Consider the following 2,977-nt stretch of genomic DNA (forward strand, 5'->3'; position numbering starts at 1 on the left):
CTTTCCGCCAAGCGCCCCAACCTTCTGCGCTTGGTGATCAATGTACCGAATCGGGCTGCCTATCAGGCCGTTTACAGCGACGGTAAAACGCTGAGTGTCTACAACTCCAGCACCAATCAGTACTTTGCCAGCCCCACAGCCTCCACTTTCCTGCAGCTTTTACCTCTTCTCCATAAGAAAGCCCAGATTAACTTCGTGCCAAGCCCCCTCTATCTGTTCGCCGACCCGAGCCTTCTCTCTTCTTTTCAGGACTTCAAACAAGAGGAGGATCAGACGGTAGAGGGCCATATCTGCCGAGTCCTCTCCGCCCTTGCCCCTCCCGCGCCCTCCCCTTTAGGCCGCCAAACCGTATCTGTTCGTTGGAAGTGGTATATTGATAAACGAACCGGTTGGATATGGCGTCTCGAAGGAGTATCCGAGCCGGCGCTGTTGAGAGTTCACCTGCCTGGACACCCGCAACCTGAACCAACAAAGGTGATTCTACGTATCGAATACCGGATATTACAGGAACAGATAGACCCGGAGATACCACAAGGAGATTTTCGCTTTCATCCGCCGCGTGGGGCGACCCCGAAAAAGGGTTCAACCGCTCCGCAAACGTTGCAACGCTCGCCTAAATAAGGAAGGAAATAGACTGCTATGTTGGCAATGACCGCCGCAGCGCTGATCGCCCTCCTTATCACCACCTGGCTTACCCCAAAGGTGAAAGAGTGGGCTGTTCGCCGTGGGGTGGTAGATCATCCCGAAGCACGACGCATCAACAAGACGCCTTTGCCACGAGCAGGGGGTATTGCCATTTTTGTTGGTTTCCTTATAGCAGCCGTGCTGGCCATCACCGCCCGCCAGCTTTCCAGTGGCAAACACGACTGGACGTTCTCTATCTTCGGCGTTCTCGTTGCCGTTACGGTAGCGGCCCTCTTTGGCCTTATTGATGACCTCTACGACCTGCCTGCCAAGTGGCAAGCGCTTGCACTTATCGCCATTGGGCTGCTTCTATTTCTTCTGGGTGTGCGCATTGAAGGGGTATCCAACCCCTTTACCACCATCAACGGCGCCTACAACCCTACCATTAATTGGCATCCTATCGGCTTAGCGACCTCCATTGTTCTCACGATTCTGTGGGTGTTCACGGTGGTGAAAACGGTAGATGCCATTGACGGAGTAGATGGCCTTGCCGCCGGCGTATGCGCCATCTCTGCGGCGACACTTGCCCTCATGTCGGCTCAGCTTCATCCCTCCGATGGCCCCACCCTGCAAAAGTACGACGGCCCCACGTTAGCCTTGTTGGCCTCGGCCATCGTTGGGGCGTGCATCGGCTTCTTGCGACACAACCACCATCCTGCTCGCATTATCATGGGGACGGTAGGAGCTTGGGTACTCGGCACAGCTCTGGCTGCCATCTCGATTTTGGGTGCCTTTAAAGTGGCAACTGCCGTCTCCGTGCTCGTGCCCATTCTGGTGCTTGGCGTGCCCATTTTCGACTATGTGCATGTCGTCACCCGGCGGGTACTTGCCCGCGCCCCGCTCACTCGCGCCGACAAGCGCCACCTGCATCATCTGCTCCTCGCTCGCGGCTGGTCGCAAACCCAAGTCACCTACTTCCTCTACGGCCTTACCTTCTTGCTCTGTCTGTCGGCCTACGCTCTTTTTCAGCTCATGCGCGCGCACTAACGGCTACAAAGCCCCTTTAGATTGTTAGCTTACATCATCAAGAAGGTAGTCGTTGCTAGGGGTACTGAACCCCCATAGACTCGGAGGAGCATGATGAGAAGAAACAGCGATCTGATGGAGTTCTTGAAAGTATCCATACTAGTCCTACTACTTGTTGCCATTCTATGGCTATTACCTACCTACTCGAAACAAACACATGCCCCACAATACGATTTCCGCAATTGGATTGTACTGCATACAGAAAATTCAATTCATGCAATAGCTGGACTAGATGATTATCCATTTACAAATGCACTCGTACAGGCAATAAAACAGGGTAAACACACCCCAGTAGAGGGTTTTTATTTCTCCGGTCCCTACTTCAACACCACCTCTTCCCCTTTGAAAATCGAGCTGACACTTAAACCCGATCAGAGCTACGTGGTAAAAGCTTATCTGCCAAATGGACAAACGCAGGTAGTAGACCGCGGGCCAACCTCTCTTAGCGTGCGAGCGATAGGCTATATCTATGAAAAGAATCTTCCGATCCTGGATAAACAGGTTGTTTATAATGCCCTGATTGAACATTTTACAACACCCTTCATGGGTAACATAAAGCATATTCCAGCGTGGTACTATGATAAAACGTATTCGATTACAAAAGAGTTGAATGCTCCTTTCCCTATGCCACCGCACCTTGGCTTTGTATGGATATGGACTCCTGTGGTTATAACAACCAATGGGCTGGTGGATGTCTACAAGGACGGAGTTTACATTGGTCGCTATAGATGGTTTTCGCGAATTCCGGAGTTGACACTAATTATTACAGGAACTCAACGTCCATCTCCAAACTTACCAATAGCGTGTCATATTTATCTTTCACCTTGGGAAGTACCACCTGAATTAAAACCCTATAACAGACTGCATCTCAAAGACAATCAGAGCGCGAATACGCACTGAACCGTCAACCCCGAAGTAGGCTAAAGCTCTTTTTGTCAAGGCAATAGGAGGTACCGCCAAGCCCCACACGCGAAACGCATTGCCGACAGAAACGAGGCTGCAGGTATAATCTCATAAGATAGCTAAAAAGGAGCAACGAGTTTTGTTAGACCCTAAACAGGTGGCTGCGCGCGAGGCGGTGAAAGCCGTAAAGGACGGCATGACCATCGGAATCGGTACCGGCTCGACCGCGGCTTTCGCCATTCAAGCGATCGGAGAGCGCATTAAATCGGAAGGCCTCCACGTCCGGGCCGTTGCCACCTCCTCACGCTCACGCGAAATGGCCGCCGAATGGGGTATCCCGCTTATAGACCTCTGCGAAGTGGAG

3 protein-coding genes and 1 pseudogene are annotated in these 2,977 nt (G+C 52.1%); all 4 read left to right on the forward strand.

The window, feature by feature from the left end:
* The coding region (locus VKV18_RS11355; RefSeq protein WP_324204321.1) for a LolA family protein at positions 1-621 on the forward strand (621 nt) is incomplete at its 5' end.
* Between the two features lie 18 nt (positions 622-639).
* Positions 640-1,671 (forward strand): MraY family glycosyltransferase, encoded by a 1,032-nt coding sequence (locus VKV18_RS11360; protein ID WP_324204322.1) that lies wholly within the window; start codon positions 640-642, stop codon positions 1,669-1,671.
* 90 nt (positions 1,672-1,761) lie between these two features.
* Positions 1,762-2,610, forward strand: coding sequence for a hypothetical protein (locus VKV18_RS11365; protein WP_324204323.1), 849 nt, complete (start codon positions 1,762-1,764; stop codon positions 2,608-2,610).
* A 142-nt stretch (positions 2,611-2,752) separates the two neighbouring features.
* Positions 2,753-2,977: pseudogene (locus VKV18_RS11370) on the forward strand (ribose 5-phosphate isomerase A); the annotation flags it as partial.

Origin of the sequence: Chthonomonas sp., from assembly GCF_035294505.1 — a bacterium.
Lineage (GTDB): Bacteria > Armatimonadota > Chthonomonadetes > Chthonomonadales > Chthonomonadaceae > Chthonomonas.

Excerpts from the sequence above, each read along its gene's own strand:
- VKV18_RS11365 (WP_324204323.1), top strand. The coding sequence starts at position 1,762 with ATGATGAGAAGAAACAGCGATCTGATGGAGTTCTTGAAAGTATCCATA.
- VKV18_RS11360 (WP_324204322.1), top strand. The coding sequence starts at position 640 with ATGTTGGCAATGACCGCCGCAGCGCTGATCGCCCTCCTTATCACCACC.